General features: G+C 50.3%; 26 protein-coding genes. 9 read left to right on the top strand and 17 right to left on the bottom strand.

Annotated elements, in window-relative coordinates; translation table 11 throughout:
• The first annotated feature begins 30 nt into the window (after nt 1–30).
• From ligD to EDM59_RS02550, 3 genes are all read left to right on the top strand, one after another.
• The gene (ligD, locus tag EDM59_RS02560; protein ID WP_122922210.1) at nt 31–933 is read left to right on the top strand and encodes a non-homologous end-joining DNA ligase; all 903 of its coding nucleotides are present in this window, start codon (nt 31–33) and stop codon (nt 931–933) included.
• A 73-nt stretch (nt 934–1,006) separates the two neighbouring features.
• A complete protein-coding gene (gene lgt / locus EDM59_RS02555) occupies nt 1,007–1,804 on the top strand; it encodes a prolipoprotein diacylglyceryl transferase (protein WP_122922209.1) in 798 nt (265 codons plus the stop codon).
• Between the two features lie 117 nt (nt 1,805–1,921).
• Complete coding sequence (locus EDM59_RS02550; RefSeq protein ID WP_122922208.1) at nt 1,922–2,161, top strand: hypothetical protein; 240 nt, start codon at nt 1,922–1,924, stop codon at nt 2,159–2,161.
• Nucleotides 2,162–2,268: 107 nt separating this feature from the next.
• Here EDM59_RS02550 and EDM59_RS02545 read toward each other — a convergent pair whose 3' ends face one another.
• The 3 genes from EDM59_RS02545 to EDM59_RS02535 form a co-directional block, all read right to left on the bottom strand.
• Nucleotides 2,269–3,288 carry an inorganic phosphate transporter gene (locus EDM59_RS02545; protein WP_122922207.1) on the bottom strand — a complete coding sequence of 340 codons (1,020 nt, stop codon included), beginning with the start codon at nt 3,286–3,288 and terminating at the stop codon, nt 2,269–2,271.
• Nucleotides 3,281–3,898 (bottom strand): DUF47 domain-containing protein, encoded by a 618-nt coding sequence (locus EDM59_RS02540; protein ID WP_092266584.1) that lies wholly within the window; start codon nt 3,896–3,898, stop codon nt 3,281–3,283. The genes EDM59_RS02545 and EDM59_RS02540 overlap by 8 nt, the downstream gene beginning before the upstream one ends.
• Before the next feature lie 208 nt (nt 3,899–4,106).
• Complete coding sequence (locus EDM59_RS02535) at nt 4,107–4,751, bottom strand: GGDEF domain-containing protein (protein ID WP_122922206.1); 645 nt, start codon at nt 4,749–4,751, stop codon at nt 4,107–4,109.
• A gap of 330 nt (nt 4,752–5,081) precedes the next feature.
• Between EDM59_RS02535 and EDM59_RS02530 the strand changes: the two genes are divergently transcribed.
• The 3 genes from EDM59_RS02530 to EDM59_RS02520 all read left to right on the top strand — a co-directional run bounded on the left by EDM59_RS02530 (nt 5,082) and on the right by EDM59_RS02520 (nt 7,225).
• Nucleotides 5,082–6,149 (top strand): type III polyketide synthase, encoded by a 1,068-nt coding sequence (locus EDM59_RS02530; protein ID WP_122922205.1) that lies wholly within the window; start codon nt 5,082–5,084, stop codon nt 6,147–6,149.
• Between the two features lie 4 nt (nt 6,150–6,153).
• Entirely contained in the window at nt 6,154–6,672 is a 519-nt protein-coding gene (locus EDM59_RS02525) for an isoprenylcysteine carboxyl methyltransferase family protein (protein WP_122922204.1), read from the top strand.
• A 274-nt stretch (nt 6,673–6,946) separates the two neighbouring features.
• On the top strand, nt 6,947–7,225 hold the full coding sequence (locus EDM59_RS02520) for a hypothetical protein (protein WP_246010876.1): 279 nt from the start codon (nt 6,947–6,949) through the stop codon (nt 7,223–7,225).
• Between the two features lie 21 nt (nt 7,226–7,246).
• Here EDM59_RS02520 and EDM59_RS02515 read toward each other — a convergent pair whose 3' ends face one another.
• The 4 genes from EDM59_RS02515 to EDM59_RS02500 all read right to left on the bottom strand — a co-directional run bounded on the left by EDM59_RS02515 (nt 7,247) and on the right by EDM59_RS02500 (nt 9,894).
• Nucleotides 7,247–8,362 (bottom strand): aminopeptidase, encoded by a 1,116-nt coding sequence (locus EDM59_RS02515; RefSeq protein ID WP_122922203.1) that lies wholly within the window; start codon nt 8,360–8,362, stop codon nt 7,247–7,249.
• A 155-nt stretch (nt 8,363–8,517) separates the two neighbouring features.
• Nucleotides 8,518–8,673, bottom strand: coding sequence for a DUF4025 domain-containing protein (locus EDM59_RS02510; RefSeq protein WP_122922202.1), 156 nt, complete (start codon nt 8,671–8,673; stop codon nt 8,518–8,520).
• A 133-nt stretch (nt 8,674–8,806) separates the two neighbouring features.
• Nucleotides 8,807–9,388 carry a hypothetical protein gene (locus tag EDM59_RS02505; RefSeq protein ID WP_122922201.1) on the bottom strand — a complete coding sequence of 194 codons (582 nt, stop codon included), beginning with the start codon at nt 9,386–9,388 and terminating at the stop codon, nt 8,807–8,809.
• 77 nt (nt 9,389–9,465) lie between these two features.
• Nucleotides 9,466–9,894 (bottom strand): MarR family winged helix-turn-helix transcriptional regulator, encoded by a 429-nt coding sequence (locus EDM59_RS02500; RefSeq protein ID WP_122922200.1) that lies wholly within the window; start codon nt 9,892–9,894, stop codon nt 9,466–9,468.
• A gap of 400 nt (nt 9,895–10,294) precedes the next feature.
• On the opposite strand from EDM59_RS02500, the gene lepB reads away from it, so the two are divergent.
• Nucleotides 10,295–10,855 (top strand): signal peptidase I, encoded by a 561-nt coding sequence (gene lepB / locus EDM59_RS02495; RefSeq protein ID WP_122922199.1) that lies wholly within the window; start codon nt 10,295–10,297, stop codon nt 10,853–10,855.
• A 63-nt stretch (nt 10,856–10,918) separates the two neighbouring features.
• On the opposite strand, the gene EDM59_RS02490 is transcribed toward lepB, so the two are convergent.
• From EDM59_RS02490 to EDM59_RS02465, 6 genes are all read right to left on the bottom strand, one after another.
• Nucleotides 10,919–11,740: a M15 family metallopeptidase gene (locus tag EDM59_RS02490; protein WP_122922198.1), complete on the bottom strand. Its 822-nt coding sequence runs from the start codon at nt 11,738–11,740 to the stop codon at nt 10,919–10,921.
• Between the two features lie 80 nt (nt 11,741–11,820).
• Nucleotides 11,821–12,711, bottom strand: coding sequence for a Rossmann-fold NAD(P)-binding domain-containing protein (locus EDM59_RS02485; RefSeq protein ID WP_122922197.1), 891 nt, complete (start codon nt 12,709–12,711; stop codon nt 11,821–11,823).
• 18 nt (nt 12,712–12,729) lie between these two features.
• Nucleotides 12,730–14,760, bottom strand: a complete 2,031-nt coding sequence (gene ggt / locus EDM59_RS02480) for a gamma-glutamyltransferase (RefSeq protein ID WP_122922196.1) — start codon at nt 14,758–14,760, stop codon at nt 12,730–12,732.
• 155 nt (nt 14,761–14,915) lie between these two features.
• Nucleotides 14,916–15,986, bottom strand: a complete 1,071-nt coding sequence (locus EDM59_RS02475) for a phosphodiester glycosidase family protein (protein ID WP_122922195.1) — start codon at nt 15,984–15,986, stop codon at nt 14,916–14,918.
• The gene (locus EDM59_RS02470; RefSeq protein WP_122922194.1) at nt 15,976–16,494 is read right to left on the bottom strand and encodes a hypothetical protein; all 519 of its coding nucleotides are present in this window, start codon (nt 16,492–16,494) and stop codon (nt 15,976–15,978) included. Before EDM59_RS02470 ends, EDM59_RS02475 begins: the two co-directional genes overlap by 11 nt.
• Nucleotides 16,495–16,679: 185 nt before the next feature.
• Nucleotides 16,680–17,777, bottom strand: coding sequence for a threonine aldolase family protein (locus EDM59_RS02465; protein ID WP_122922193.1), 1,098 nt, complete (start codon nt 17,775–17,777; stop codon nt 16,680–16,682).
• Nucleotides 17,778–18,003: 226 nt separating this feature from the next.
• Here EDM59_RS02465 and EDM59_RS02460 point away from each other — a divergent pair, with 226 nt between their 5' ends.
• A complete protein-coding gene (locus EDM59_RS02460) occupies nt 18,004–18,630 on the top strand; it encodes a hypothetical protein (RefSeq protein WP_183192780.1) in 627 nt (208 codons plus the stop codon).
• A 222-nt stretch (nt 18,631–18,852) separates the two neighbouring features.
• Here EDM59_RS02460 and EDM59_RS02455 read toward each other — a convergent pair whose 3' ends face one another.
• The 4 genes from EDM59_RS02455 to EDM59_RS02440 all read right to left on the bottom strand — a co-directional run bounded on the left by EDM59_RS02455 (nt 18,853) and on the right by EDM59_RS02440 (nt 25,796).
• A complete protein-coding gene (locus EDM59_RS02455; RefSeq protein ID WP_122922192.1) occupies nt 18,853–20,004 on the bottom strand; it encodes a glycosyltransferase family 4 protein in 1,152 nt (383 codons plus the stop codon).
• 25 nt (nt 20,005–20,029) lie between these two features.
• On the bottom strand, nt 20,030–21,958 hold the full coding sequence (locus tag EDM59_RS02450; RefSeq protein WP_122922191.1) for a CotS family spore coat protein: 1,929 nt from the start codon (nt 21,956–21,958) through the stop codon (nt 20,030–20,032).
• A 214-nt stretch (nt 21,959–22,172) separates the two neighbouring features.
• Nucleotides 22,173–25,454, bottom strand: a complete 3,282-nt coding sequence (locus EDM59_RS02445) for a DEAD/DEAH box helicase (protein ID WP_122922190.1) — start codon at nt 25,452–25,454, stop codon at nt 22,173–22,175.
• A 144-nt stretch (nt 25,455–25,598) separates the two neighbouring features.
• On the bottom strand, nt 25,599–25,796 hold the full coding sequence (locus tag EDM59_RS02440) for a DNA primase (protein WP_122922189.1): 198 nt from the start codon (nt 25,794–25,796) through the stop codon (nt 25,599–25,601).
• Nucleotides 25,797–26,122: 326 nt separating this feature from the next.
• On the opposite strand from EDM59_RS02440, the gene pdaA reads away from it, so the two are divergent.
• Nucleotides 26,123–26,854, top strand: a complete 732-nt coding sequence (gene pdaA, locus EDM59_RS02435; RefSeq protein ID WP_425455941.1) for a delta-lactam-biosynthetic de-N-acetylase — start codon at nt 26,123–26,125, stop codon at nt 26,852–26,854.
• Nucleotides 26,855–26,912 lie beyond the last annotated feature (58 nt).

Here is a 26,912-nt window from a genome sequence, read left to right as displayed (position 1 = left end):
GGGCAACGTAACTGGGAAGAAGGGATCCAAATGGGGGTTGCTGCCAAAGAATACGAGCTAACACTGGATGGTCACACCATGATGATCACCAATCCTTACAAACCGTTGTGGCCAGACGCCAATGTGACCAAGCTGGACTACATTCGTTATTTACTGCAAGTTTCACAGCCTCTTCTCGCCTATGCCAAAGATCGTCTGTTGACTGTCATCCGTTATCCGCATGGAATCGGGGACAAGCACTTTTATCAAAAAAACGCCCCTGACTACTCTCCTGATTGGATCGCCACCCGTCTGTGGGAAAATACGCGGTATGTACTCTGCAACAATCAAGCTACCTTGATCTGGATGGCGAACCAGGCAGCACTCGAGTGGCATGTCTCCTTTCATCGAGCGCAGGATGAGATCCCGACCGAGCTGGTCTTTGATCTGGATCCATCCACAGAAGATTTTTCGGTCGTCATCGAGTCCGCCCTGCTGTTAAAGGCGCTGCTCGATGAACTGCATCTCCCCTCTACACCGAAAACCTCTGGTGCGAGCGGCCTGCAAATCTATGTGCCGATCGAGCTTCGTTATTCGTTTGAGCAAACGCGCGAGGTAGGACAGTTTCTTGCCTCTTATTTGGTCAGCAAGCATCCAAATTTGGTTACCGTAGAGAGATTGGTGAAAAATCGAGGGAGCAAGCTATACATCGATTACTTGCAGCATTGGCGAGGCAAAACACTCCCGGCTCCGTATTCGACACGAGCAAGAGCAGGTGCAACTGTCTCGACGCCCCTTTTGTGGGAGGAGGTAGCCCACATTCACCCGACTGATTTCACCGTTCACAACGTCCCGCAGCGGCTTCAAACCAAGGGCGATTTGTTTGCTGCCGTGTCTTCTCCTTCCCGACGAGCAAGCCTTGATCCGATCCTCTCCTTTTTGCAGTCGAGGTGATGGTGAATTTTGAATCCTTGCTTCGGTTTATGCTATACTGTGCAGAGACGTTTAGAGGCAAGGAGGAACATTCATGATTGATCCGATAGCAATTGCCATCGGGCCCTTAAAGATTCACTGGTACGGCATCATTATGGGACTTGCTTTTTTTCTGGGCACTTACCTCGCTCGGCACAATTCCAAACGTTCAGGAATCGATCCCGATCACGTCTTGAATATGGTCGTATGGATCATCCCGGCAGCGATTATCTGTGCCCGCCTCTACTATGTAATCTTTGAATGGGATCAATATAAGGGCAACCTGATGGACATCATCGCCGTCTGGAAAGGTGGTCTCGCCATTCACGGAGGTCTGATCGGCGGAGTTTTGGCCGGCAGCTGGTATATCCGTAAGCACAACCTGCCTTTCCTCAAGCTCGCTGATGTGATGATGCCCAGTGTGATTTTAGGTCAAGCGATTGGGCGGTGGGGAAACTTTATTAACCAGGAAGCGCATGGCGGTCCTGCCACAGCCGAGTTTATGGCGAAGTTCCCCGCGTTTATCCGTGATCAGATGTATATCGGAGGACAGTACTATCACCCGACATTCTTATACGAATCGTTGTGGAATTTGGTCGTCTTCGCTATTCTTTTGCTCATGCTGTACCGTTTCAAAAAATTCGACGGGCAGATTCTGTTCAGCTACATGATTCTGTATTCGATCGGCCGCTTCTTTATTGAAGGCATGCGTACGGACAGTCTGCTCATTGCTGACACACTGCGTGTCGCTCAGCTTGTCAGCCTGAGTCTGATCGCCATCGGTTTGATTCTCTTGCTCGTGTTTGCACGCAAAAGCAAGCAATCCCGGGAATCGCACAACACCGCTGAATAATGAATGAAGAGTCCCTATCCTTGGTGGTAGGGGCTTTTTTCATAGGGGTTTGTCTGAATACTCATAATGCTGGATAAACTAAGAGAGAGGAAAGAAACGTAAACAGGAGGACGTGCAATGGATGATGAGATGCTGGAAGATTATCTGGATCGCGCGGTTCGCATCCACTTTGCTCCGGGAATGATCGGCGCCGGACTTTCTCCCTATGTAGATGGAAAGCTGTACGACTACAATCCGTCTGGCATCCTACTGGAGGAAAGTGATGGTTCGCTGGACTACATCCCTTTTTCATCGATACGACTCGTGCAAATTCGTCCAAAGCCAGGACTCTGGGCGCGGTTGACCGGCTCCGCCTAAGCTTGTGCGTGCGGTGGCAGGTGTGTACGTAACAGCGATCGAAAAAAAGACACCCTATTCTCGGCTTGTCCGATGTCAGGTGTCTTTTTTATGTATCTAGCCTTTATTTACAGAAAGACGTCAAAAACGACATAACAGGCTGCTGCGAGCAAAGCAGTAACAGGCAGCGTGATCACCCATGTTACCAGGATTCGTCCTGCCAATCCCCACTTCACTGCGTTCAGCTTCTGGGAGGCACCTACCCCGAGGATCGAGGAGGTAATCACATGTGTGGTACTTACAGGAAGCTTGAGCATGGTAAAGATGGTGATAATCAAAGCGGAAGACAGGTCAGCTGAGAAACCGCTGATTGGCTTGATTTTCATAATCTTGCCGCCCATCGTCTTGATGATCCGCCATCCACCAACAGAAGTGCCGAGCGCCATTGCCAGCGCCGCAGACAGCTTTACCCACAGCGGAATGGTGAACTCTCCTGGCGCTTGATGCAAAAATCCTCCGGAAAGCAGCGCGAGCGTGATAACCCCCATCGTTTTCTGAGCGTCGTTCGCGCCATGGCTGAAAGACTGCCAGGAAGCCGATAGTACCTGCAAAAAGCGGAAAGAGCGATTCGTTTTATGGTAGGCGGTATTCGCTACCAGTCTGGATACGATCTTGATGACAATGAAACCGATGACAAAAGCGACGATCGGAGAAATGATCAGCGCTTTGACGATATCCAGGAACCCTTCCATGTTGATGGAACCGAATCCTGCAGCACCTACCGCAGCACCGGCGACTCCGCCGATAATTGCATGAGAGGAAGAACTCGGAATTCCGAACCACCACGTGATCAAATTCCACAGAATGGCGGCGGTAAGTGCTGCAAGAACGACGACCAATCCGTTTTCGAGCTTGAATGGGTCTGTAATCTTACCACCAATCGTTTTCGCGACCCCTGTATAGGTAAGCGCACCCACCAGGTTGAAAATAGAGGCAATAATGATGGCAGTCCGTGGACTCAATGCTCTTGTGGATACGGAAGTAGCAATCGCGTTGGCTGTGTCATGAAAGCCATTAATAAAGTCAAAGCTTAGCGCCATGATGACGACGAGAACGAGAATAATCACCTCTGGCGAAAGATCAGGCATTCTTTAACACGATCCCTTCTACCAGGTTGGACACATCCTCTGCAAAGTCCGCACAGTCTTCCAGCTTGTCATAGATCTCTTTCAGCTTGATCGCTTCAATCGGATTGGCATCAGGGGCATTGAGAAGATCGGAAACCATCTTGCGGTAGTTGGAGTCAGACTCATGCTCCAGGTCTTTGATTTCCCGTGCGATTTTACTTACCACCTGATGGTCCAGCTTGCGAAGCGTGCGAATCAGTTCAATCAGTTTTGCAGAGCATTTTACGAGAATATTAGCTTGGGCGAGAACGCGTGGGTCTGGTTGACGAACCTGATAGAGATACATACGATCTGCCACACCATCGATATAATCAATCATCGAGTCCATTGTGTGTGCCAATTGATGGATATCTTCGCGCTCAAGCGGAGTGATAAAAGTGGAGTTCAGCTCGTTCATGATGCGGCGAACGATTTCATCCCCTTCTTTTTCAACAGCTTTGATTGCCTTTACTTTCGCTTCTAGATCTTGATAGTTGCCTATCATCTCGTAGAAGAGATGAGTTCCTTTGTGGACCGTGGCAATCTGCTGTTCGAACAGGTCGAAGAAGACATACTTGTTTGATTTAAACATACTTTCTGTAGTCACTCCTTTGGAAAAATCACACCTAGACGATTATATCGAACATTATTGTGGACGTAAATTTAAAAACAAGGGAAAGTGTGTGTTTTTTTCTTTAAATAAATATTAAGTTTTTGTAAATCTCCTTTACATTTCAAAAGAAAACACTCGCTCCGCAAGAAACAGGTACGAGTGTTAGTGTAGCCATACGCTATCTAGTTTAATTCGTTGCGGCCAGCATACAGTCTTTCTGTTTCTTCGCCTCATACATTAACGTGTCCGCTTTTTCGGTCAGCTGCATGGCATCAGCGGCATGCAAAGGGAATGACGCTACACCGATGCTGACAGTTACGCCCCCCATCTCTTCACGGGCCGCTTTTTGAATGCGCTCCCCGATAGCCATCCCTCTTTTGGTATCGGTATGGGGAAGAAGCACGACAAACTCCTCTCCTCCCCAACGCCCGACGGCATCCTCGCTTCGTACACATGACTTCAGCAACGAGGCAAAGCTGCACAACAGCTTGTCGCCTTCCAAGTGGCCATAGCGATCATTGTATTTTTTAAAATTGTCCAAATCAATAAACAATAAAGTTACTGGGGAATGTACTCGCCTCGCCGTATCGATCTCCTGCTTCAATCTCGCAACAAATCGCCGATTGACTAGAACACCCGTCAACGAGTCATGATAGGCCATTTGCCGCAGCATCTGGATATATCGTCCTATTTGATAGCCGATTGCTAGCTGAACGATAGATGCACTTGCTACACTCACGATACTTTTCTCCTCCATAGGCAATCCAAACGCCACCAGCCAAACTCCAATCATCAGACAGGATACTCCTAAGCCGACCCAGCGAAAATCCAAAAATAATCCCCCTCCGGTCCATGCAGCAAAAAACCACGACCGACATGATGCATAAGACCCACTTACCAAATAAAACATAGGACTTAATTCATATTGTTAGGAATATTTTACCTATGTTTTTTGTTTAGTTCAAGAAAAAAAGTCCCGCTTGCTGGACCCATTTTTTCTTGATGGGACAGCTGAAAACTCTGATCTGGCGCGCGATTTCCCCATTCACTTGTATTCCACCATGTTTTCTTTCTATTCATACCTGCTATAACGCATGAATTGGAACGAACTGGAAAGGGGAAACTGATAGATACCTACTATTAGACGGGAGTGAACCATTCGATGCCCCGTATTGAATCCGTCGCTACAGCCGTTCCCCCCTACGAGATCACACAGGAAGATTCGATGAATTTGGCTCGCCGCTTCTTTCACGATGCTTTCCCGGACATCGACAGGCTTCTTGGGGTTTTCGGAAACAGCCAAATTAAAAAACGCCACCTTTGCATGCCTGTAGATTGGTATGAAGACGATCGCCATTTTGCCGAGAAAAACAAGCTCTATGTAGAAAATGCCGAATCACTCGCCACGATTGCCGCTCACAAATGCTTGGAGAAAGCCAATCTCTCCCCTGCCTCTATCGACTGCCTGATGTTCGTCTCCAGTACCGGCATCGCTACTCCGAGTCTCGATTCACGCTTGGTGAACAGGCTGGGGCTGCGCTCAGATGTCACCAGAGTGCCTCTATGGGGCTTAGGCTGCGCAGGTGGTGCCATGGGTCTCTCTCGTGCCTTCGAATACGCCCGCGCCTACCCGCAGCGCCGTGTGCTGCTCATAAGCGTCGAATTGTGCGGTCTGACCTTCATCAGGCAAGATATGTCCAAAAGCAATCTGGTTGCAACTTGCCTGTTTGGAGATGGGGCCGCCGCTGCTCTGGTCGAAGGGGATGAGGTACAGCTTGCAGACGCTGGCTCTCCACGCCTTCGTTTTTGTGGCGCGCGGACGACTACTTGGCCTGATACTCTGGATGTGATGGGCTGGGAGCTGACCGAGCCTGGCTTGAAGGTTGTTTTTTCCCGGGACATTCCGAGTATCATCCGCCAAACGATGAAGGAAAACGTGGACAGCTTTCTCTCGCCTCATGGCACTTCTGTTGATCGTCTACGTCATTTTATTTTCCACCCGGGTGGTGCCAAGGTCCTTACAGCCTACCAGCGCTCGCTGGGAATCCCGCCGGAAGCCACTCGTTTGTCCGCAGAGGTCCTCTCCGACTTTGGGAACATGTCCTCTCCGACCGTCCTTTTCGTCTTGGAAAAAAGTATGGAGCAAACGTGGGAGACGGGGGATCTAGGTCTGTTGGCTGCCCTTGGTCCGGGATTCAGCTCCGAGATGCTCTTGCTGGAAGCGAGGTGAGCGTATGCTATTTTTCTGGCTCACTCTGACCATTTTGGTGCTGCAGCGTGCGTGCGAACTCCTTTTCGCAGCGAGAAACGCACGGATCATTCGTTCTCTCGGGGGATATGAAGTCGGTGCGGAGCATTACCGCTATCTCGTGACTCTGCACGTTCTCTTTATCGCAAGTCTCATTTGCGAGGTTCAGCTTTCACCCGCACCGTTTACGCTTCCCAGCTGGTGGCCCATGACGTTTGCTGTTTTTTTGGCAGCGCAGCTTCTTCGCTACTGGTGCATGTGGAGCCTCGGAAGCCGGTGGAACACCCGCATTTTGATTTTGCCCGACACGCCTCCTGTGCGCCGCGGACCTTATCGGTATCTCCGTCATCCCAACTACCTCGTCGTCGCGATCGAGCTTGTCAGCCTGCCAATCAGCTTCGGTGCCTACTTCACCGCTCTGACTTTTTCGCTCCTGAACGCCTGGCTGCTTCTGCGCATCCGAATTCCTATGGAAGAGAAGGCTGTCCACCGTACTGAGGATTGATCGCTAAGAAACCCTTTACCGAGGCTTATTCATGGAGGGGCGACCACGTTTTAGCGGAAAGTTTTCATGCGTTCCAGAATTCATAAGTATTACGCTTATAAATTCTTATACGTTCAAAAAAAGCCTCCGTCATACGAATGTGACGGAGACTTTTTTCTTTCAGATAGGTTTACCTTTGCACGTCTGGAGGTAGAAGATAGAGTACTCTACTTTTCCCCGTGAGGTGACACTCGTGAACCGAACAAGCATATTTGAACCTCTGGAGACGAAACGCATGATCGTTCGAGAATTTTTTGACTTGATCGATACCATACCCAACCGGGATGATTCGGAGACCATCCAAAAATTTCTTCGGTATCTACAAGGGGTTCTACGGATTAAACAGGTGGTGCCTCCGGCCGTAGAAATCATGACCATCGTCAAAGCGTGCAAGCCCATCCTGTATCATGCCGCCAGAAGGAGCGTCCTTACATCCAGCAATCTCTACATGCTCTTTCAGGTAGACATGGATCTGGAGCTGGCGAACGAGCGTATCCGTAAATATACGCAGTGATGATGCCCTGCGCCGAAATCTTTATGCCTTTAGATTCTCTGGATTCAAGCACTCCAGTTCAGGAATGACAAAAATGCCGTCTTTCCGGATCAGCACTCCGTCAAACCAGATTTCTCCTCCCCCCCACTCGGGGCGTTGGATGGATACCATGTCCCAGTGTACGGAGGATTTGTTGCCGTTGTAGGCCTCGTCGTAGCATTGGCCTGGAGTGAAGTGGAAGCTTCCGTCTATTTTCTCGTCGAACAGGATGTCTTTCATCGGATTGCGGATAAATGGGTTTACCCCAATAGCAAATTCACCAATGAAACGTGCGCCTTCGTCGGTATCGAGAATCTCGTTAATCCGCTTGGTATCGTTCGCCGTAGCTTCCACAATTTTGCCGTTTTCAAAAGTCAGCTTTACATTTTCAAACACAAAGCCATGATAAGGTGTTGGCGCATTGTGTGTAATCGTACCGTTTACGGAGTCCTTCACCGGAGCCGTGTACACTTCTCCATCCGGAATGTTGCGCAGACCCGCACATTTCACAGCAGGAATATCTTTGATGGAGAAAGTCAGATCGGTGCCTGGTCCTACCAGACGCACTTGATCGGTGCGATTCATCAGTTCGACCAAGCTGTCCATGGCTTTGTCCATTTTTCCGTAGTCCAGATTGCACACCTGGAAGTAGAAGTCTTCAAAAGCAGCAGTCGACATATTGGCCAGCTGCGCCATCGATGGGTTCGGATAGCGAAGAACTACCCATTTTGTGTGTGGGACCCGGACGTTCATAACCGGCAATTCATACAAGCGGGAATACAAGCCCAGCTTGTCGCCAGGAACATCCGCCATTTCGTTGATATTGCTGCCCGCGCGAATTCCTATGTAACCGTCCATTTTTTCCATCAGCTTCACTTCATGTTCAGCCATGACAGCTAGCTGCTCTTCGTTGCAGTGCATCGCCAGCTCACGGCTCACAGCCGGGTTGATCAATTGAACGTATGGATTTCCTTTTGCCTTGTAGATTTCCCGCACGAGTGCTGCGACCAAATCTGGTGTTTCGCCTTTGGAGTTGATGAGAATGTTTTCTCCTGGCTGTACACGAACAGAATAATTGACGAGGTTATAAGCCAGCTGCTCAAGACGTGGGTCTCTCATAAATCAAACACCCTTTCCCAATTTTCTGATTCCACTTGTATTTTTAACGATAAATGCAGATAAGTCAATAAAATATATTTTATTAGCAATTGTTACGTAAGCCTCTGGGAAGAAAAGATGGCCAGCTCGCCACACCCAAGCTGGCCTATTTTTTCCTACCTCGTACTTCCTCTGTCTTCGATCGTGCCCATCTTATACATATCGCTGACTTGTTCTTGCGTCTCGGCCATTCCCTCATGAATCTGGTTTTCGTGATCTGCTGCCTCATTCTGATTCCATGCATTCGTGTTGCTCGATTGGTGTTTGTCCATTCGCCGCTCCTCCTCATCGTTCGATTCCGACTTAGTGTGTACTGGAATCTCCCTGATTACCCGGCGCAATGTACAACGCAAAGACGCCTTGCTCGATTAACAAGCAAAGCGTCCGATTCACAAATGATTTTCTTTATTTATCGTTGTCAGACTCAGGTGCAGTCAGGCTCCAACCATTGCCACTGCCTGTGTTTTGGAAAGAATCGGCGTTGATAATGATGCTTTGATCCTCGGCAGGAGCTACTACCCAGCCAGCAGCTGTCGGGATGGTTGTACCAGCTTCTGGATTTACGATGACATATTCGTCTTCTACAGGGGCAGCTACCCAACCAGCAGCTGGTGCGTCAACAGGCGCTTGTTTGCCTTGAATAACGTATTCGTTTTCTACAGGGGAAACGACCCAGCTCGTTCCTACACCATTTCCCTGTGCGCCGTTTACGATCACATACTCGTCCTCTTTCGGCATCGCTACCCAGCCTGCAGAGCTTGATGTGACTTGTCCTTGTACAGGAATCACGGATTGACCTTCGACCGGTCTTACTTCCCAGCCGCCTTGTGGAACTTGAGTAGCGCTTGGAGCTTGTACCGCAGCCGGAGTCGGCGCTGCTACTGGAGCTACTGGAGCTTCGGCAGGCTCCTGCGCACAGGCTGCCTGTGCGAACAATGCTGCTCCCAAAACCATGGTACCCATCATTACTGTGCTGCTTTTTCTCATCTTGTGTACACTCCCCGTTGGTGTCGTACACAACATCGTCCACTGAAATGTCCCCCACCCGCTAACCTGACGGCTTGCTACAAACACTGTTTCATTTTCACCAGAAAATGTGTAAACTGTTTTATTTCTTCGTCGCTCAGGTTTTCCAACAGCTTACCTAGTAGCACACGACGACGAGCCAAGAGTTTTTCCATCAAAGGAATAGCCCTATCTGATAGAGCCACCCATACTACTCGTCGGTCCTGTTCGTCCCTGATTCGATCAACATAACCGGCCTTCACCAGTCTATTGAGCGCAATCGTTGTAGCGCTATTGGACTGCTTAAGTATACTCGCCAGCTCGGATACCGTGCTTCGTCCCCGTTGATGAAGCACCCGCAGCAAAATAAATTGCTTGGGGCTGATCTGCTCCTCTTCCTCTAGCCACTGGCTGAGAAAATAGCGAGCCATCTCGACAAATACTCGATCCAATTCTTCAATTCTACTGGCGCGGGACATTTCGCTCACATCATCACCTATTTTCAGAAATTTTTAACGATACTTTTACTATAAAACTATATAGTGTAAGTACGCGAAGAGCAAGGGCTACTCTTCAAAAAAATTTTCTGAATAGGAATGAACGCGAACCGTAACAATGTGTTTACGACTTAAATGATTTACAGCTTAATGTGTTTACAAAACAATATTTTTACTGTAAAACTGATTACACCATCATCTTACCTCATACAGGAAAATCTGACAATACAGGAAAATGGCAAAATCGTGACAGCACCTCCCGCACTTTTTCCTTCCAAGCATTTCCTTGAATCTTCTTCCGCTTTCAAACGTAAAGCATGTATAATGAAAGGGCATGATTGGCTATCTGCACACATCAACCCGAAAACCACTTACATAGGAGATCAGATCTATGGAACAAACGAATAGTGCGACAAAATGGAAAGTGGAATTGTTTGATTGGCTAAAATCATTCTTATTGATTGGTGGTTTGACCGTATTTATTTACGTGTTTATCATGGCGCCATACGTGGTGCAAGGCCGCTCCATGGAAAGTACCTTGCATGACCGCGAGCGAGTCATCGTCAACAAAGCTGTCTACTATCTGAAAGACCCTCAGCCAGGTGATATTGTGATTATTCACCCGGATGCGAGCGGCGATAACTGGATCAAGCGCGTTGTGGCAGTCGCGGGTGATACCGTGGAAGCAAAGGATGACCAACTGTACGTGAATGGCCAGCCCCTCAGTGAAGAGTATTTGACCAACAACAAGCTGAAAGCCTCAGCTGCTGGTGTTACACTGACAGAAGACTTTGGCCCGATCAAGATCCCAGACGGCAGCGTGTTCGTGATGGGAGACAATCGCAACAACAGTATGGATAGCCGCGTCATCGGTCCTGTCAAACTGGATCATGTCGTAGGACGAGCTGAAGTGGTTTACTGGCCGCTCGCAGACGTTCGCCTTCCTCGTTAACCCATCGAATACGACAAAGACAAAGGCCGCTCCTCGTGAGCGGCCTTTTCCCATTCGGGGATGCTACTGTTTTTGAGCTGTTTCTGCTTGCTGAAAATAATCCTCCAGCGTAATGCCCTTGCTCATAATTTCTTCGGCGATATCTGTCCCTACGTAGCGCAGGTGCCAAGGCTCATATGCATATCCCGTAATGTCTTCTTTTCCTTGCACGTAGCGGATAATAAACCCTGCCTTTGCGCAGTTCGCTGCAAGCCATTGCCCTTCAGGCGTGGAAGCAAAAGACTCCTCCAGCCTGGTCTGAGCGTCAGCTCCCGATACGTCCATAGCAAGACCCGTCTGATGCTCGCTTTTTCCTGGAACAGCACTGTATGCTGCCGCATGCTCTGCTCCCTGTGTTTGGACATACGTATCAAAAAGCGACTTCTGTGTTCGATAAGAACGGTAGCCCGAAACCGCGTAGAGCTCAATCCCCTGCTCTTTCGCCAAGGCAAACAGCTTTTCCAGCGCACCTGCTGCTTCTGCACGCATCATACGTTTTTCGACTTTTTCATCGAAAGGAAATGGGACATTCGGTTCTACGAGATCAGATGGGATATAGTCAGCTGGCAATGCCCGCTTTTTGTTTACCACCACTGTAAGCTCAGCCGGATTGGTCACCGTAGGTACGCCATCCACCATTTGAATGGTCTCTTCCAAAGAAGGCTGTTTCTTTTTGACCACGTTTGTTTCTTCTTCTTGCTGTGGCTTTTGCCCGGATACTTCCGTAGAAGCTTGTGTTTTTTCTCCTGAAAACAATTGACCAAGTGATGGTGCTTCACACCCACCTAGAAGTGCGGCTGATAATGCTGCGACGATAGCAAGACCAGTAGTGCGATTTCTGTTCATGACCTGTCCTCCCGATTGTACAGACACATACGTTCTGCTCTACCTTACCACGGAGTTAGACAGAAAAAAAGCGCAGATCGTCACACTTTTTGTTTCGAAATCGTTGTGGAAAGAGTCTGAATCAAATCAGGGAGCCAGTCATTTAGCTGCCAGAAGGCAAAGCCAGCCTGCTCCGCCTTTTGATTATCCATAAAGAAGGAAGCTGGAAAGGCGAACGGCGAAAAATCAGCGGCATCCTTTTCTTTTACAAGTTGAACGGGTTTCCCGACAATATCAGATATATTTTCCATCAAGCTTTGCTGACGAATCGTTCCATGTGAGCAAGCATTTACCGGACCAGTCAGGCTGGAGCTGCCGAGCCACTGTAAAAACTGAGCGGCCTCCTTTGCATGGATGAAGCACATGACGGCCTCGGGATTTGCGATCCCAATCGGACGCTCTTCTAGAATGTGCTCGACGTGAAAATGGAGTCGTCTGGTGTAGTCATCCTCCGCCAAAACGATAGGGAACCGGACTGCTGCAACCGGAAACGATGCCTCTTGGAAAAAGACTGCCTCCGCTTGACGCTTCCCTTCCTGATAGGTAACCTTGTCTCGCGGTAATAGCCGGATCTCGTAACTTTTGGGATCAAATGCCTCTTCTTTCAAAAAATCCTCGGAAAAATCGTAGACGGATAAGGTCGAGGTGAGCACGTATTTGCCTACTTTGCCTGCAAAAACGTCGCACGCATCCTTGGCGTTTTGGGAGGAGTAGCAAATGTTGTCGTAAACGATATCCCATTCCTGCTCGCCTGCTATAGCCAGTGAGTCCTTCTCATCGCGATCGAGCGTCAGACGTTTGACCTGCGGGGGGAGGTCGACTTCCGTAAGCCCTCTTGTTGCAACGGTTACATCAGCTCCTGCTGCCACGAGCAATTGAACGAGTCTTTTGCCGAAAAAGCGTGTTCCACCCAGTACGAGAACTTTTGTCATGTCAAATTCCTCCCTAGTCTATTGTTTCAGCAAATGGAGCGTTCTTTCTTCCGCATTCCATTCCACCTGATACCCCAAAGCTTCCGCGACCTTTTTCACTGGCAAAAATCCTTTCCCGTCAATGGCAACTGCCTTTTGCCTAAATTCAGCGAACTCTGCATTCAGCCCAAGCAGCAGCTTATCCGCCTGAACATAGGCTACACCGTCCACCATCCGTTTTTGATCTGCTTTGTACGGATACACGACGCCGTTTATTTGAAGGACAAAGGCACCCACTGGCTCCTCCTGAGGAGCTTCCTGCTCCGCTGTTTTAAAGGCAACTGCATCCACTCCCAAAATAGTCCCTTCTCGGGTATCATCTGCGCCACCGTACATTTTCCCCGTCTCCAGGTCGTACAGGATGGCCTGAACATTTCCGATGTTGGACGATTGTGGTTCAAATGCGTGTCCCATCGCCATCAGCTGGAGAATGACGTCCTGGTCCAAGCCTGCCTCCCAGGTTACGGACGGGTAGCTGCTCGTGAAGATCCGCGGAGCCAAGATAGCATCCTGTATGGACATTCCGTGGTCGATCACATTCAAGAGCGTTTGGGAAACGGAAGCGATAATGGTCGATCCACCTGGTGAACCCAGCGCCAAAAACGGCTTGCCATCCTTCAGCACGATGGTGGGAGTCATGCTTGACCGCGGACGCTTACCGGGCTCGACCTGATTGACTCCACCGGGAACAGCATCAAAATCGGTGAGCTCATTATTCAGCATAAAGCCGTAGCCCGGAACCATGATCCCGCTTCCGAACACATCCTCGATCGTCGTCGTATAGGAAACGAGATTGCCCCACTGATCCATCACGGAAAAATGAGTGGTTTGCTTTACCAAAGAGGCATCGCGCAGATTCATAGCCGCGACAGGCTTTTTGCCAGGATCGTACTTCCAAGCGTCTCCGGCCTGTACATCCGTATTTGCCATGTCCTCGCGAATCGCCTTTCTCCGCTCTTCGATGTATCTGTCGTCGATCAGCCCCTGCTTGGGAACGGGATAAACATCTTCATCAGCCATGTACGCTGCGCGGTCGGCATAGGCGAGATGATTCGCCTCGATCAAGTGATGCAAATAAGGGACAGAGCCAAACCCATCCTTTTGATTGTCGTAGCCTTCCATCAGCTTCAGGATTTGCAGCATCGTCAAGCCCCCAGAGCTGGGCGGCCCCATCGTGACGACCTCGTATCCACGGAACGTGCCGCGAACCGGCTCTCTTTCCTTGACGCGATAAGCTTGCAAATCCTGCGCAGTCATGACTCCTCCTGTCTCCTCCACCTCCTTGACAAGTGCCTGGGCAATTTCCCCTTTGTAAAACACGCTCGTACCTTTGTCATGAATCAGCTGGAGCGTCTTCGCCAAATCTGGCTGTACCAGGAGGTCCCCCTCTTTTAGCGGCTCTCCACCCGGCGCAAATACCTTTGCTGCAGTCTCGTGCTTTTTCAATTTATCTAGCGAATTCTCGATGCTGTCAGCGGTCACCCAGTTGACAGGTACACCCTCTGAAGCGAGTTCGATCGCGGGTTCGATCACATCCGCAAGTTCCATCGTCCCGTAACTTTCCAATGCTTTTTCCACCCCGAGCAGCGTTCCCGGGATTCCTACCGCCAGTCCGTTCGTGTGTCTCTCCTCAAAGGGGACAGGCTTCCCGTCTGCCTGCAGGAACATGTCGGGTCTGACTTTTGCTGGAGCAACCTCCCGACTGTCAATTACCGTTACCTTGTTTTGCTCTTTGAGGTAAATCATCATGAAGCCGCCGCCGCCAAGTCCTGACATGTACGGCTCTGCTACGTTTAACGCCAGCTGGATCGCCGCCGCTGCGTCCACCGCATTGCCGCCCTGAGCCAAAATGTCTTTGCCTACTTGAGCTGCCGCTGGGTGAGATACGGCTACAATTCCTTTCGTAGCACCGTCTACCCCTTCAGGCACACCTGGCACTTTTGCCTGGGCCGGTAATGTAAACGCTACCACCGTCAGAAGCGATAGGGCTGTCAACTTCGCCTTCTTCATGTGATCCCCCCTGACAATTTTTTCTTCTTCTATTAATATTATAATTTTCTGCATTTTTATTGGTCAACATGTCTATGGTCCTTTCTGAAAAAAACACCCGATTCAAGTGTATCCATGTCTCGGATTCACCTAATCGGGTGTACGTACAGCGCTATTTACGGCATGATGACCAGATTGCTGACCACAGCGCGTTCTTTGCCTCCTGATGGCTTGTTCATCAGTTTGCCTTTGTAATAGAAAGCGCTGGAGCCGCCGCCATCCAGATTGTAGGCATCGACGACATGGAACTCCTGCAGCTTTCTTTGTGCTTCCTCGAGCGTGACGCCATTGCTCCAGCCTTCTCTTCTACCGTCGATCACGATGACCAGCAAATCCCCGTTGTCAAAGTGACCAATCAGCGTACGTGGCTGGCGCGCATTTGCCCAGTCGCGAGGAATCGCCAGGCGTTTGCCATCCTGAAGGAGCCGCGGCAGGAAGCTCGCCCCTTGCAAAATCCCCTGCTGCGAAATTTGCTGCTGAGTCGTAATTTTGGTTCCGACGAGATGGCCTTTGTTGTTAAACCCGACAAAGCTTAGATTGGAATTATTCGAGAACGTCCGAATCTTTCCATCCACAACGGTAATCCCCAGCGGAGTCAAGTACCCGCTCTTGTCGGCCATGAAGCCCCCCGCGTTGACAGCGAGTATCGCACCTGTCCGCTTTCCAGCATGACTGGTCGTTTCCCCTTTGCTTTTTACGGAGTTGTTTGCCAGCACCATTTTCAGGGCTTGGGGATTGTTCAGCCGCACCTTTGCCATATAGCCCCGGTATCCCGCTTCCTCGAGCGAATATACTTTGACCGTCGAATTTTTGCCGAAAGATTGTCCAATCGGATTTCCCAGCATATTCGATAAAATCGTATCCAGTACATCTGCAGACTTTTGGGTTTGCGATTTACTTGCAGCAAGCAGGTTGTCGATATGCTTATTCTGTTTCTCGAGATCCTTCTGTTCCTTCTCGGTTCGATCACGAATATCGTCGATCAACTCTTCCGCATGGCTGATTTGGTCTTTGGTCTCGTCCAGCTTTTCGCGCAGGGCTGTCGCCTGCTCATTTGACTGCTCAACTGGCAGTTTCAATGCTTCCATCTGGAGCTTGTCCACCGGATTGGCCCAGGAAAAAGCAACCAAAAAACCGAGCGCCGGCGCCAGCAAGAACGCGAAAAACTTATTTACTTTACCAAGCACGTGCTGCGTCCTCCAGTTTTTTCAACGAAGCCTTCAGATCGACGAGCTGCTTGTTCAGCTGATCAATCCGATCCTGGAGCGCCTCTTTGGTTTTGTTCGTTCCGCCAATCGTTTCGCCAGTCAGCTGCAGATCTTCCTCGAGATTTGACAAGCCGTCCTGAACAGTCTTCATCTCATCCTGTACTTGTGTCAGCTGTTCTCCAAGCGCGACCATTTGCTTCTGGTTTTCTTCTTGTACTTGTTCGAAACGTTCGTTCACATATTGTTGCTGCTTGTCCAAAGTATGGACAGCAAAGGCGTATCCTGCGTAAGCGAGCCCTACCCAGACCACGATGGTCAAAATGAATGGCCACGGGGATCGATTGGCCTCTGTCTGTGAAGGGGCCATCGCCCGAAACAAGCTCCGAAAAGCTCCTGTCCGTTTCCTTTTCCCCTCCTGCCCTCCGTTTGCGGGGAGCTGCAGTGTGGATGACGTTGTCGATTGAGCATTCAAATATTTATCGCTCATCGGCTACTCCCTCCTTTCTTTGACGAAGAGTAAGCCCCATTATACCATAGAACATTTTTCACCCAGCCTTAGGCGAAATATTAGAAAAATTAAAAACACACTGATCCGAACGCAAAACAGCTCCCTTGGGGACTTCCCTAGGGAGCTTGTCGGATATGCATCATGTTACTCGTTCATCGAAATCATCAACGCAAGACTTCCTGCAATTTTTGATCGAGCACGCGAAAAGCCTGCTGCAAAGCTTCAGCGGGAATGCCTGCGTAATTATCGCCGACGCTCACTTCTATGTAGCTGTTTGCCTCGTCGACGACCAGAATCGATGCGGCGAACCCGATCCCTGTTTCTTCGCAAGCGGAAAGGATTACCGGCTCCGCCTGTTCCTTTGGCAACGGAAAATGAACGTGAAACATGTTGGAAACCGGCTCAGCTGGTACGGTCTTGATACCGTGGCAGCTGTTGTAGAGAGACGCCAGCTCCTTTGCCTGTTCGTAATACGCTGGGAAGCGATCTTTTCTTTTCTCGAAGTAGTAATCCGCACTGAGGATGTACGGATACAAACTGATCAAGTCTCCGCCGTGACGCCGCTTCCAAATCTTTGACTCCTGCGTAAAGGCTTCGTCGCCGGCAAGGATCGAGCCCGCAAGTCCTCCAATCCCTTTGTAAAAAGAGACATATACACTATCAAAAAGGGAGCAGACTTCCGCTGCCGTCTTTTGGTAATATGGGAGAATCTCAAACAGACGAGCACCATCCAGCTGCAATTTGATTCCTTTTTCCCTGCAATAGGCGGAGATCGCAACCAGCTCATCGAATTCTGGCAGCTGTCCTCCGATCTCGCGTTGGGGCAGCTCCAGCAGTAAGCATGCGACCTCTGTATCCATGTTTTGGACGTCTTCCAGTCGAATCACTCTGGTTTTATCCGCGAGCAATACCGATTCGATGCGATGCAGCTTCTTCAGTCCATCCTCTTCGTGTATTTCAAGGTGTGAGAGCGGATGATACGCCACTTTGCTCAAAGACTTTTGATCACACCAGATGCGCAGAGCAATTTGCTGTGCCATCGTCCCGCTCGGGAAAAATACCGCACTTTCCTTGCCCAAGACAGCCGCTATTTTTTTCTCGAACTCCTCGATGATCGCTCCCTTCCCATAAATGTCACTCTCCAGGCTTCCGTCGAGCTCTGCCAATGCATGCTTCAGCACTTGAATATTTCGCGGCCCATGCCCTGGAATCTGATAGCGGCTCTTTTTGAATGCCTCTGCCAATTGCTTTGTTGCGCTCACCCTTATCTTCCCCTTTCCCTTTTGCCAATCTCCGCCTCCACGTCGAGATCGCCTCTCGTGGATCAGCCCTATCATTGACTATACACCTTTTCAGACTATCCTACCTAGTACAAACCTTCTGAACTGCCCGTGTTCCTTGCCCCATTTTTCCGAAGCGGGGTATTTGTCCATTACAGAGCTTCCTATTCGGAATATGATAAAGCATGTTAGAGGGAGGTGACCTGTCATGAGAAAAGGGAAGACTGCCAAAAAAGGGGCACGAGCCCGCAACACTCGTGCTGCTCGTCGCTCGGTTGTAAGCGCACGTCGCCCCCTTCGCGTCCACGTGCGTGCTCCAAAGGTTCATGTCACTACGCCAGCACCTCTGGTTACGGTGGCACCCGCAGCACCTACGGTTCAAGTAGAAGCACCCGCTGTGAATATTCAGGCTCCCAAGCCAATCGTCATTCCCGCACCCATCGTTCATGTAGAGGTCGAACCGGAAGAGTCGGCCGACGAAATCAGTCTGCAAGGGATTCGCAAGGAACTGACCAAGTGCATGAAGAAAAACCAAACCATCGAGCTGCTGTTGACATCAGATTGGGGACCCGAAAACCGGCCCTATCGAGTAGGGAACCTCTTACGCGTCGACGAAGGAGTCCTAGAGCTCCAAACGCTCCCTTCGCTTCATCCAAAGGCAGCAAGAATTCTGATTCCACTCAATCGAATTGCAGCACTCATCCCCGACCTAGTGATCGCAGAGGAAATGGAGACCTCTGAGGAAGAGGGATTCGCAGAGGAAGGCGAGACCATCTCTTTGGAATGGAAGGAGATTGCAAGAGAAGAGAATGATCAGCAGCTCGCATCTGGCTAATGACCCAGGCAAGGGGGATTCGCTGCCATTTCTGGTGAATGTCCCCCTACCATCGCCTCCTCTTTTTGCATGTGTGGACAAGCTGTCTGCTCTTCCTTCATTCAGCTTGTCCGCTTTACGTTAATGAGGGGGTATTTAATACGTCTGCTAGACAGAACCAAGTCAATTGCCCACTTTCCCAATGGATGGTTGAGAAAGCGGGTCATTGACTCTGGATCCTCCCTATTTACGGGATGATCCATTCCACACATCAAGTACTTCTCTGGCTACCCGCTCCCATGTAAATCTTTCCTCTGCGAGCTGCCTTCCTACGCCCCCCATTCTCCGCTGAAGCTCTCTGCTTGAGAGGAGCTTGCTGAGCTGAGTGCTAAAGGATTGCGGATTTTCCGGCTCCTCAACCAAGAGTCCATTTCCACCGATGATGACCTCGGCGTTCCCTCCACGCTTGGTTGTCACAAAAGGCAATCCTGCTGCCATCGCTTCGTAATGAACGCGGGCAAGCGGCTCCTCCCATTGCGATGGGCAAACAAAAATGTCTCCTGCCCAAAACCAGTGATGGATCTGTTCCGCGTTGACAAAACCGGTTGTAATGACGGGAATCGGCGATCGATCGGCCAATGAACGTACATAAGCGACATAGTCACTGATTTTATCCACACCGTACCACGATCCCCCTACCAGTACGAGCGCAATGTTGGAGTGCTGCGAATGAAGCTCGTTCATCGCTCTTACCAAAATGTCTGCTCCCTTTTTCGGGGTAAGTCTCCCCACAAACAGGATCACCTGCCGGTTGCCCAGATTGTGCATCGCCCTGAGCTCCTGCCTAACCTGACGCGCTTGCTGCGATTTTTCCCATGGAACAAACGTCTGCAGGCTGACACCTGAATAGATCGTACGGAGCTTCCCTTCGGCCTCAGGATAAAGCGAGTGAATCACGCGTCCCACGTAATCACTGATGGTGACGATCGTCTCTGTCTCTGCGATCGTTTTGACAGCATCCTGCGGTTCAATTTTTCCAGGGTCAAACATGTCATTGTGCATGCTGAGCATGATTCGCGCATTCGGGCATACTTCCCGGATCAGCGGAACCAGTCTGGGGCGATTGAACACATGGATGATGTCATAGGATTGCGTGCGCAAATACTCTATGACCTGCTCCGCGTACGTCTCAAATACACCCTGGCCGTCCACCCTCACGTATCGAACGTTGCGTACCCTCTCGTCCAGCGGAAGGGAAGGGTCTGTCGTTCCCAACACAGTGACATCATGATGTTGACTGAGAAAATCGACGATACCTGCTATATACGTTTGTATAGCGCCGCCGCGGACTGGAGGGACGGGCAATTTTTCTGTACAGATCATGACTACCTTCATCCGAATTCTCCTTTCCTCGTACGGCTCATCGCACTCCTTTGGTTTTTACCCCTTTTTTCGCATTCGGCTTGCCGCTGACCGCATTGTTCATTTTCTTGCTAGGTGCTGCAACCTTCGTGAAGGAATGTTTACTTTTCGATTGAGCCGCTCTTTTGGTTTTATTTCCTGCTGAAGGAACACCTAGTGCCGCTTTTGGTGTTTGCTTGACTGGTTTTTTCACAGCGGGTTTGACTGCTTTTCTTTTCGTTTTGGGTAAAGCTGCCGGTTTCGCGACTGCTTTACTTGCCAAAGCTCCGCTCTTCTTCCTTGCATTTGGTTTCGCCTTCGCCACAGCGGCAGCTTTTTTCTTGGCGGGGGCAACGGTTTGTTTCGCTTTGTTTGACGGAGCCTTACCAGAAGGCTGGAGCTGTATAACATTCGAAGCTGTCCCTTTTCGACCGCCTGCTTTTTGGGGACTCGGCGCTTTCTCCTTCTCCTCTTTCTTCCTGTTTGAATCTTCCGGTGCCCATTCTCTGGAGTCAACCGCCACGCGTTTTGCTGGCTTCACGACAGATAGGGCTTCCTGTTCCTGCTTTTCCTTTTTGCCTTTTTTGTCTGTAGCCTTGGCCTCTTGCTTTGTCTCTTCCTTTGCCTTTTTCTTTACGACCTTGAAGCTTTCTGCCTTTTTCTCTTTGGAAACCGCCCCAGCCATGCTTTCCGTGTTTTCTTCGGAAACGGCAGAAGCGACACTTTCGCTGCTTTGCTTTTGCTGCGGCTGCAATCCCCAACTCTTTTGATCCCAGGTCTTGGTCTCAGATGGAACTCTTGTTGCTTCCACTGCCACTGGCTTGGGTTCGTAGCTTCCTGGCTTGTATTTGGACATGTCTTTCGCAAGATCTGCCAACGCCTGCGCTTTGGATTGATCTGTAGCCACGACCCGCTGCAGGATCGCTTCCGCTTCGGTATTCAGGAAGGTAATGGGGTCGAAGAACATCTCTTTCAAATGCTTGTAAAATTCATTCGGTACTGCCATATCGATCAGCAGCACCTCAAAGGACTCCGCATCCAGAGGGTTTGCCTGATGGTAGGCTTCGATCATCCCCCGCATCCAGGTCGTATCCCAGACGCCCATATCATCCATCGTGCTCGTGATCAGCTTTCGCAAATCACGAAATGGCAAATCATACGACACGCCATCCAAGTCGATAACCCACAGACCGCCCGGACCATTCTGTCCGTTTGACCAACCGTAGTCCTGGTGAACCAATCCCCAGTACGGCTCACCCATTGACGCCATCCTTGGATATGCGGACGCCTTTAGCCTTTCCAGCGACTCAATCGCTTGCCGTTCGTACTGATCGACCACAGCCAGTATGGACGCGCTAGCCACGGTATCTCGATACGCTTTGGCCATTTCCCTCATCCAACCGATTTTCTTGGCGATCTTCTGATAGTAATTTGGCCACCGATACAAACGGGAGGAGTTTTTCGCGCCAAACGGAGGGACATACCCTTTCGAATGCCGATGAAATTCTCCTAATCCGTAGCACAGCTCCTGCGCACCTACCAGGTCTACTTTCGTCGCGGGCGTCAGCGCGATCCAATCCGTGACGATCCAAAGCTTGCCGCCCATTTCCACGAAAAGTTTTCCGTCCTTTGCCGGGATTAAAGCGGGGACCCTCGCACCCTGCTGAACAACGTACTCCTGCAAGCCTACACTAAACAAGCTGCGCTCGGGGGTGCGATGTAAAAGCTTTAAGCTGCGCGGTCCCTTATTGGTCTCTATGCGCCAGATGGCCCCACCTTTGTCTGGTTTTGAAGTGATCAGAGTTCTGGAACTGACGGTCATATCGTATTGTTTCATGACCAGCTCCGCTATCGCATCTATCTCCGGAGGCACTTGCATATCCCAGTCCACAGGAGTCGGTTCTGAACCTGACCGGGTATCCCACGGTACAATCAGATACTGTTCCATTCCATTCCCCCCGCAGTCCATTTGGAAATCCACACGAATTCTTAATAAACTATTCGCTCGTCTTTAAACCGGAAACGGACAAATATCCATGGAAGAAAGCCAATTAAGAAGACTCGTATCCCTGTGTTCGCGGGGGATCATCCTGCTCGCGGGATTCGCAAGCAAAAAAAGCCTTGTCCTGCAGAAACAGCGGGACAAGACTTCCATTTTAGGGTCAGCCTAGCATCAGAATTTCTTTTATATCTTCTTCTGTCAGCCTAGACAATGACTCTTGCCCAGGCTGGATCACTTCTTCAATCAGATTTTTCTTTTTCTGCTGAAGCTCGTACATTTTTTCTTCGACTGTATCTTCGGCTACCAACCGGATCACTTGAACGACGTTTTTTTGTCCGATACGATGGGCGCGGTCTGCGGCTTGCTCCTCGACAGCCGGATTCCACCACAGATCGTACAGGATCACTGTATCCGCCCCTGTCAGATTCAGCCCCGTTCCGCCAGCCTTGAGCGATAACAGGAAGAGGTTTCCCTCTCCTTCATTGAAACGGTTGCACAGCTCGACTCTCTCAGCAGCAGGTGTATTCCCATCCAGGTAGAAAAAAGGTACTCCCGCGTATCCGAGCTCTCGTCCAATCAAGCCAAGCATTTGGGTAAATTGCGAGAAGACGAGGACGCGCCTTCCTGCTTGGCGGCACTCCTCCAGAATATCCAGCAGCTGTTCAAACTTGGCCGAGCTTCCCTCGTAGTCTTCCACAAACAATGCGGGATGGCAGCACAGCTGTCGTAGCCTCGTCAAGCCTGCCAGAATCTTGATCTTGTTTTTGTCGAAGGTCTCTTTGTCCAGATGCTTCAACGTTTCTTCGCGCAGCTTTGCCAGGTAGGCAACGTACAGCTTTTTCTGCTCTGGGTGCAGCGCTGTGCTTTGCAGGGTCTCGATCTTTTCAGGCAGCTCCTGCAAAACATCTGTTTTCACACGGCGCAGCAGAAATGGCCGAATCCGTTTCGCGATCTGCTGTCTGGATAGCTCGTTGAAGCCTTTTCTAGCAGGGAACAGCCCGGGGAATACAGCGTCGCTGATCGACCACAATTCGTCCAAACCATTTTCGATTGGCGTACCCGTAAGTGCGAAACGATGACGTGCCTGGATTCCTTTCACAGCGTGCGCTGTCTGCGTTGTGTGGTTCTTGAATGCCTGTGCTTCATCCAGAATGAGCGTATGGAACGATTTCTCCGCATAGCTGGCAAAATCTCTGCGCAAAAGAGGATACGAGGTAATCACCACGTCTGCCTCCTCGTATGCACGCAGGATTTGATTGCGTTCGCTTTTGGTTCCGTCCGCAAGCACCACTCGGATTTCGGGGGCAAACTTCTTCAGCTCATTGCGCCAGTTGTAGATAAGCGATGCCGGCGAAACAATCAGCGCAGGCTGCTTCTGTTCTCTGATTTCCGAGAGTACGGACACGAGAAAGGCAATGCTTTGAACCGTTTTCCCTAACCCCATATCATCTGCCAAGATTCCCCCAAACTGATAGTGGGCAAGCGTCTTGAGCCATTGATACCCGTAAATCTGATAGTCGCGCAGGATTGCTTCCAGGCTGCTCGGCACCGGATAGTCCAGATTGTCGGGATTGCGCATGTTCTCCAAAAGTCTTCGGAATGCTTTTTCCATATGGATCGCTGACCTGTTTTTGCTGTCGGAATCCAGCAGCGTCAGACCGCGCACGACAGGCAGACGCAGCTGCATTTGCTGTATGTCCGCCCCCTTAATGCCCATTTCCTCCATAAATCCACGAATATCCTGATATTCGCTACTGGCAAGCGGCACAAGCGAACCACCCGGCAATCGGTAATACTTCCGCTTTTCTTCCAATGCATGCAGCAGTCCCCGTATCTCAGCCTCAGGGATTCCGGCGATATCAAACTTGCATTCCAGCCAATTTGTCCTCTCGTCTACGCCCACCCTGACCTTTGGTGGTGTAGAGCCTGCGTGGAGCCTGATTTTGACTGCTGAAGTCGCATACACTTTTAGCAGCTTTTCTAGCTGGGGAACCATTTGGTACAGGAAATCGAACTCGGCTTCCTCATCCTCCAGGTAGTAGCCCGATTCCGTTTTGGTAAAACCGCTTTGATCCATCAGCTCGATGATCTGTCGTTCCCGCTCCATATCCCGGACGACGATCAGATCCGACCCGCGGCTGCTTCCCGTCTCTTCCAAAGGATTCAGCACAATGTCTCCATACTGGAACTCCAGACCCGCCAGCAGCCGATCCCTGATCCGATCCAGGTACAGCTTGGCCTGTAGCTGAGTGCGGACCAATCGAGAGGAAACGGTAGGTGCGATCATGACGTTCCCCACTTTTTTCAGCTCGGGGACGACTTGCACCATGAAGGCCTCCATTTGCTCCTGGCCAATTTGGATCGTGCCCTTACGCGAGGTGATGAGCAGCTTTTTCAATTCAAACAGGCGATGGCACATGTCGCTTGAGAGGCTGTACAGCTTCCCCCCGGCAATGGCCAAGCCGTAGGAGTCCATGATGGTTACCTGCTCCAGCCCTTCTATCTCCATCTGGTAAAGAGCAGACTGCCCCTCGGCAAATGCAAAGCGCAGGGGAAGCCCCTCGGCAGCACTGACGATCCCCTCGTACGTTCCGTTATTCCAATCCAATACTGCCAGGGGAGCCATCATGAGTGCCTTTTGCAGCTTTTCCCACATCAAAGGAGGGACCAGCAGCACCCGCGTCTCCTGCTCACGAGAATACCCTGACGAGCGGTGCGACGTTTCCCGATACAGCTGTTCGTTCCGATAAATCTGGTTCAGCTGTTGGAGAACGGCCGCGTCTTCTTTTTGAAAGCAGTGCTGGCTGGGTTCATAGGTAAAATGCGAAGAGAACTCATACGGCATGCCCTGCTCGACACGGTCCAGGAACTCTTTTATTTTCTTTACGATGTATCTTCGTTTTACACCTACCCGAAGCTCGATGCCAAACATGTATTTTTGATAACCAAAGGGCACTACTCGGCAGACAAACTCGACCTCGAGCGGCTGCCTGACATCAAAGCGCATTCGGCTAGGCTTGATGGATGTGTCGGTGAACAAGCCGAGCACCTGCGAGGTTAACTGTTTTTCCACTGCCGAATAAGCTCCCGACTCCGCAGCGTCCGTTCGCCCGGATCGGTAATCGCTCGACTGCTCGATTACCGGCGTTCTGCCATCCAGCTGCATCTCCAGAATCTCCAGCAAAACGGCCGCAACGTGCTGGCAATCCAGATTGTACGAATCCAGAGAAGGGCACGTACAGCTTGCCTCAATCGTATCCTTTTCAAAGGCAACGGTTACCTTTTCCCCCCCATTTCCTTTTACGATTGCCTCGTAGCTTGGTTTTTCTGGGTGGTAGCCGGTAAAAGTCACCTTTCCTGTCCGGTGGTAGGCTTTTCCTTTTTCGTAGGAAAGATTGCCGCATTGAGACTGTATAAATCGATGGGTCAGCTGAAAGCTCATTGCCAAAATCCTCTCTTCCCCAGCGAATCGTTTCGCCATCTTTCTGTCGTACTCATGATACCAGATTGTCCTTGCCCAATGGAAAAAGAAAAAAGATGCGCCTCTTGACGCACCTCATTTCGACTCGGTTTGAGCTTGCAGCTCTTACTGATCCTCGTCTTCCGAACCATCCTCGTCGTCTTCTTCATCTTCGCCATCTTCAATAATAGGCTCGTTATCGCCAACAAAAGTCCATTTCCGTTTGGTACCATCTCTGTATTCGATCTTTACTTCCACTTCTTCAATCCCATCTTCTGCGCCGACTACTTCATCTTTCAAATACTTCAACCACTTCAGCCCCATGACTGACACCTCCTGGTTCTGGATGATTTCACATTTGACTCGTCAGCGAATTACACGTTGACTTAGATACTATATGAAGCAAGATCCCATCTTGTATGAGCAGTTGTCCCTCTTTTCTATCTGTTTTGCACCCATTTCCTCAGCGGATTGCCGTCTGTGGCCTTTACATAATTGATAGGAGAGTGGACAAACTTTCATGGAAGCCTGTCAATACGCTCGCCCAAGGAAGGATGTGGATCACGGTTATGGACATGCTGGATGCAACGCGACCAGAGCGAAGGAAGTGGATGACTCCATGGACCTTCATTTGCTTGAGCCTTCTGCTGATGATCATGCCCATTCAAACGGCTCTTGCCAGCTCGGATCATCCGTATCATTTTGGGTTCAAGAAGAGTAAAAACGGGCAGCTGCCATCGATCAACGAAGAAGGGTTTAAGGGAATTGTCGATCGTCACGGGGCTGTCTTTTTAGGAGATACGAGCAAAAAGGAATTGTATCTGACCTTCGACAACGGGTATGAGAATGGGTACACCGCCTCTATATTGGATACCCTCCTTGCTCGTAAGGTCCCTGCGATTTTCTTTGTGACCGGACACTACGTGAAGGACCAGCCGGACTTGCTAAAACGGATGGCTGCGGAAGGCCATCTCATCGGGAATCATTCGTGGAGCCATCCGGATATGACGACGATCCCGAACGCGAAAGTAAAGGAAGAGCTCACAAAAGTAAAAGATGCTGTTGCCCAAGTCGCAGGCCAAAAGGAGATGCGCTATCTGCGTCCCCCACGAGGCATTTTCAGTGATCGGACGCTGGCCGTCTCCAAAGAGCTCGGCTATACCAATGTATTCTGGTCCGTTGCCTATCGCGATTGGGACACCAAGGTGATTCGCGGCTGGAAATTCGCCTACGACAACGTAATGGCCCAGCTCCATCCCGGGGCGGTTATCCTTCTGCACTCGGTCTCCAAGGACAATGCCGATGCCTTGGGGGCAATCATCGATGAGGCACGAAAGCAAGGATATGAATTCAAATCCCTGGATCAACTTCCCCCTCGCTAAACAAAAGAAAAAACTCCCGCCAACCAGCACTCGGCTGATCGCGGGAGTTCTTGTTTTT

The organism is Brevibacillus nitrificans (assembly GCF_003710965.1).
GTDB lineage: Bacteria > Bacillota > Bacilli > Brevibacillales > Brevibacillaceae > Brevibacillus > Brevibacillus centrosporus.
The sequence above is the reverse complement of the archived record's forward strand: the minus strand, read 5'-3'. Positions and strand labels throughout refer to the sequence as shown.

Excerpts from the sequence above, each read along its gene's own strand:
- ligD (WP_122922210.1), top strand. The coding sequence starts at position 31 with ATGGGGGTTGCTGCCAAAGAATACGAGCTAACACTGGATGGTCACACC.
- lgt (WP_122922209.1), top strand. The coding sequence starts at position 1,007 with ATGATTGATCCGATAGCAATTGCCATCGGGCCCTTAAAGATTCACTGG.
- EDM59_RS02550 (WP_122922208.1), top strand. The coding sequence starts at position 1,922 with ATGGATGATGAGATGCTGGAAGATTATCTGGATCGCGCGGTTCGCATC.
- EDM59_RS02545 (WP_122922207.1), bottom strand. The coding sequence starts at position 3,288 with ATGCCTGATCTTTCGCCAGAGGTGATTATTCTCGTTCTCGTCGTCATC.
- EDM59_RS02540 (WP_092266584.1), bottom strand. The coding sequence starts at position 3,898 with ATGTTTAAATCAAACAAGTATGTCTTCTTCGACCTGTTCGAACAGCAG.
- EDM59_RS02530 (WP_122922205.1), top strand. The coding sequence starts at position 5,082 with ATGCCCCGTATTGAATCCGTCGCTACAGCCGTTCCCCCCTACGAGATC.
- EDM59_RS02525 (WP_122922204.1), top strand. The coding sequence starts at position 6,154 with ATGCTATTTTTCTGGCTCACTCTGACCATTTTGGTGCTGCAGCGTGCG.
- EDM59_RS02520 (WP_246010876.1), top strand. The coding sequence starts at position 6,947 with ATGATCGTTCGAGAATTTTTTGACTTGATCGATACCATACCCAACCGG.
- EDM59_RS02515 (WP_122922203.1), bottom strand. The coding sequence starts at position 8,362 with ATGAGAGACCCACGTCTTGAGCAGCTGGCTTATAACCTCGTCAATTAT.
- EDM59_RS02510 (WP_122922202.1), bottom strand. The coding sequence starts at position 8,673 with ATGGACAAACACCAATCGAGCAACACGAATGCATGGAATCAGAATGAG.
- EDM59_RS02505 (WP_122922201.1), bottom strand. The coding sequence starts at position 9,388 with ATGAGAAAAAGCAGCACAGTAATGATGGGTACCATGGTTTTGGGAGCA.
- lepB (WP_122922199.1), top strand. The coding sequence starts at position 10,295 with ATGGAACAAACGAATAGTGCGACAAAATGGAAAGTGGAATTGTTTGAT.
- EDM59_RS02490 (WP_122922198.1), bottom strand. The coding sequence starts at position 11,740 with ATGAACAGAAATCGCACTACTGGTCTTGCTATCGTCGCAGCATTATCA.
- EDM59_RS02485 (WP_122922197.1), bottom strand. The coding sequence starts at position 12,711 with ATGACAAAAGTTCTCGTACTGGGTGGAACACGCTTTTTCGGCAAAAGA.
- ggt (WP_122922196.1), bottom strand. The coding sequence starts at position 14,760 with ATGAAGAAGGCGAAGTTGACAGCCCTATCGCTTCTGACGGTGGTAGCG.
- EDM59_RS02470 (WP_122922194.1), bottom strand. The coding sequence starts at position 16,494 with ATGAGCGATAAATATTTGAATGCTCAATCGACAACGTCATCCACACTG.
- EDM59_RS02460 (WP_183192780.1), top strand. The coding sequence starts at position 18,004 with ATGAGAAAAGGGAAGACTGCCAAAAAAGGGGCACGAGCCCGCAACACT.
- EDM59_RS02455 (WP_122922192.1), bottom strand. The coding sequence starts at position 20,004 with ATGAAGGTAGTCATGATCTGTACAGAAAAATTGCCCGTCCCTCCAGTC.
- EDM59_RS02450 (WP_122922191.1), bottom strand. The coding sequence starts at position 21,958 with ATGGAACAGTATCTGATTGTACCGTGGGATACCCGGTCAGGTTCAGAA.
- EDM59_RS02445 (WP_122922190.1), bottom strand. The coding sequence starts at position 25,454 with ATGAGCTTTCAGCTGACCCATCGATTTATACAGTCTCAATGCGGCAAT.
- EDM59_RS02440 (WP_122922189.1), bottom strand. The coding sequence starts at position 25,796 with ATGGGGCTGAAGTGGTTGAAGTATTTGAAAGATGAAGTAGTCGGCGCA.
- pdaA (WP_425455941.1), top strand. The coding sequence starts at position 26,123 with ATGATCATGCCCATTCAAACGGCTCTTGCCAGCTCGGATCATCCGTAT.